At 62.1% G+C, this 3,266-nt stretch carries 3 protein-coding genes; 2 read left to right on the top strand and 1 reads right to left on the bottom strand.

Annotated elements, in window-relative coordinates:
• Positions 1-148 precede the first annotated feature (148 nt).
• Complete coding sequence (locus tag A6D6_RS21435; RefSeq protein ID WP_159661834.1) at positions 149-1,171, bottom strand: MBL fold metallo-hydrolase; 1,023 nt, start codon at positions 1,169-1,171, stop codon at positions 149-151.
• A 163-nt stretch (positions 1,172-1,334) separates the two neighbouring features.
• On the opposite strand from A6D6_RS21435, the gene A6D6_RS21430 reads away from it, so the two are divergent.
• The gene (locus A6D6_RS21430; RefSeq protein WP_159661833.1) at positions 1,335-2,294 is read left to right on the top strand and encodes a zinc-binding dehydrogenase; all 960 of its coding nucleotides are present in this window, start codon (positions 1,335-1,337) and stop codon (positions 2,292-2,294) included.
• A 181-nt stretch (positions 2,295-2,475) separates the two neighbouring features.
• Positions 2,476-3,234 carry a class II aldolase/adducin family protein gene (locus tag A6D6_RS21425; RefSeq protein ID WP_133492621.1) on the top strand — a complete coding sequence of 253 codons (759 nt, stop codon included), beginning with the start codon at positions 2,476-2,478 and terminating at the stop codon, positions 3,232-3,234.
• The last annotated feature ends 32 nt before the right edge of the window (positions 3,235-3,266 follow it).

Below are 3,266 nucleotides of genomic sequence, written 5' to 3'. Positions count from 1 at the left end.
GGGCATTCGCTTGCCAGCAAGCTTCCCACAGGGGCCTGTAGAAAGGCTGTGGGAGACCAGCTTGCTGGCGAACGGCCCTTCCGACGCTGGGGCATTCGCTTGCCAGCAAGCTTCCCACAGCGGCTTCGCGGCACCCACAAGGGGCCCATCAGGCAGCGTAGTAGCGCCGGCCCTCGCGGTCGGCACGCGTGGCGCGGCCGTGGGCGTGCAGGCAGTTGAGGTGCGCGATGCTCTCCCCCATGGCGAACATCATCTGATTATTGTCGAGCTTGCGCTTAAACAGTAGCGGCAGCAGATCGTAGGCGGTCAGCGGCGCTTTCTCGCAGGCTTCCTCGGCCACGCTCAACTGCTCGTCATGGTGTTTGACCAAAGCATCGATACGAGTGTGCAGACCATGGAAGGCCAGCCCATGGGCGGGCAATACCAGACTGTCTTCCGGTAGTGCGTTCTTAATCGCCGTCAATGAATCGACGAAAGCGCTGACCGGGTCATCATCCGGGTCGCGTGCATGCACGGTCAGGTTACTGGAGATGCGCGGCAGCACCTGATCACCGCTGATCAACACATGATCGTGTTCACGGAACAGGCAGGCGTGCTCCGGCGCGTGGCCCCGGCCGATGTGCACCCGCCAGGTTTGACCATTGATTTGAATGACGTCGCCGGCAGCGATGAACTCCGGAGTCGGCGGCATGATCGGCACCACTTTTCGAAAGCCGTTGCCGCGGCCGCTGAGCGCATCCAGCGGCTCCCCATGCAGACCATGCAACCCCATGAAGCGGCGCACGTCCTGACGCACGGTGTCGTCCTCGGCGGAATGCAAATGATTGAGCAGCTCCCATTCCCCGCGCGTCATACGTACCGGTGCATTGAATCGCTGCGCCAGCCAGCCGGCCTGGCCGACATGGTCCGGATGATAATGAGTGACAATGATGCGGCGGATCGGCCGGCCTTCCAGGGCGTTATCGAACGCCTGGGCCCAGATTTTCTGGGTGTGGCGGGTGCCGAATCCGGTATCGACCAGGGTCCAGCCGTCCCCATCCTCCAGCAACCACAGGTTAATGTGGTCCAGTGCCAGTGGCATGGGAAAGTACAGCCAGTACACGCCGGGCGCCACCTGCAGGCGCTCACCGGGTTGTGGCGGCTGCGAAAACGGATACTGCAATTCGGACATGGGGTTCTCCCGAAGACCACTTTATCGTTATTGTGTTGACCCAACCTCAGGGACGAAATCGGATGAAAAGGTGAACCCAGTATACCTATGGAATTCCTTATTTTCTTCCCTTCCCGGGTTCAGGGGAAGCACGGGGATTCACAGATAACGGAGAGAGCTATCCATGCAAGCATGGCAAATCAACGACGGCACCATGGCCCTTGGTTCCTTTGATACCCCGGAACCGGCGCCGGATCAGGTGCGCATCCGGGTGCGGGCGGTGGGCATCAATCGCGCCGATATTTTGCAGGTAAAAGGCATGTATCCGGCGCCCACGGGGTTCGACCAGCGGGTGCCAGGGCTGGAATACGCCGGCGAAGTGGAGGCCGTGGGCAGCAAGGTCACCCATCGCCAGGTGGGTGACCGGGTCATGGGGCTGATTCCCAGCGGCGCCTACGCGGAATATCTGGTAGTGCATGAAGATGAACCACTGACACTGCCGGACAATCTGGACTTCGCCACTGGCGCCACCATTCCGGAAGCCTTCCTGACCGCCTATCGGGCGCTGTTCCTGGACGGTGGTCTGCAGCCGGGCCAGTGGTGTCTGATCCGCCCGGCCAGCGCCGGCGTCGGTCTCGCGGGCACCCAACTGGCGGCGGCCCTGGGCGCCCGGCCGCTCGGTTCCAGCCGTAACCCCGCCAACCTGCGCACCGCCGAGGGTATGGGGCTGGTGGCCACGGTCACCGAGGACGACACTCTGGCGGAACAACTGAAGAGCATCACCGGTGACGGCGTGGCGGTGATCATGGATATGGTGGGCCCGGACTGGAGCCAGGTGCTCAAGGGCCTGCGCACCGAAGGCACGCTGAGTCTGGTGGGCGTGCTGGGTGGGGCCCAGACCATGATGGACCTGCGCCCGTTTCTGCAGCGGCGTCTGAAAATCACCGCCATGACCATGCGCAGCCAGACTCTGGACCGCCGCATCGCCATGGCCGGGCTGTTCAACGACCGCCTGGCGCCGTTGTTCGCCGCCGAGCGTCTGCGCCCCCTGCCGATGGAGACCTTTGCCTTCGCCGATGCCCTTGATGCGCACCGCCATATGGTGGAAGACGACTTCAGCGGTAAGCGGGTATTGGTGTTGTAGGGCTCTCGCCGACACGCCGTTCGCTGCCAAAGCAGCTTCCTACAAGGCCTCTGTGGGAAGCTGCCTGGGCAGCGAATCAGCGTGAGAAACCGCAACGCCTCTCCCTACTCCATGGTATGGCCGCCACCGTCCCGCCCTGCTATATTCCCGAAACGTAATTTCATAATAATGAGGTGCCGCAATGTCTCAAGCCACCGCCACCGCCCGGCCGCAAATGACCGAAGCCGAGTGGGAAGTTCGCAAGGACCTGGCCGCCGCTTATCGTTTGGTTTCACTCTACGGCTGGGAAGATCTGGTGTTTACGCACCTGTCCGCCCGTGTACCGGGACCGGAACATCATTTCCTGATCAATCCGTACGGTATGTTGTTCGATGAGATCACCGCCTCTTCCCTGGTAAAAGTGGACCAGGACGGCGAAATCGTCGATCCCGGCGCCACCAACCGGGTCAACCCGGCCGGTTTCACCATCCACAGCGCCGTACACATGGCCCGCGAGGAAGCCGGTGCGGTCCTGCACCTGCACGCCGCCGACGGCGTCGCCGTGAGCGCGCACAAGAACGGCCTGTTGCCATTGAGCCAGACCGCCATGCTGTGTCTGGATCATCTCAGCTATCACGACTTCGAAGGCGTGGCTCTGAACCTGGACGAGCGCGAGCGTCTGGTGAAGGATCTCGGCGACAAGAATCTGATGCTGCTGCGCAACCACGGCACGCTGAGTGTGGGCAGGGATGTAGGTGAAGCCTTCACCTACATGTACTTCCTGATGAAGGGCTGCGAGATCCAGGTGCGCGCCATGGCTCAGGGCGAGACTTACCAGCCTTCCGCCGAAGCCATTGCCACCACCTCGGATCAATCCAAGAGCCTGGGCATGGCCAGCAAGCTCACCTGGCCGGCACTGCTGCGCAAGCTGGAACGCGCCGGCAGCGATTACGCGCGATAGAAAGAATTCGCTTGCAAGCAAGCTTCCCACAG

This window comes from Alcanivorax xiamenensis, from assembly GCF_009846745.1.
GTDB lineage: Bacteria > Pseudomonadota > Gammaproteobacteria > Pseudomonadales > Alcanivoracaceae > Alloalcanivorax > Alloalcanivorax xiamenensis.
This window is presented reverse-complemented; position numbering and strand designations above follow the sequence as displayed.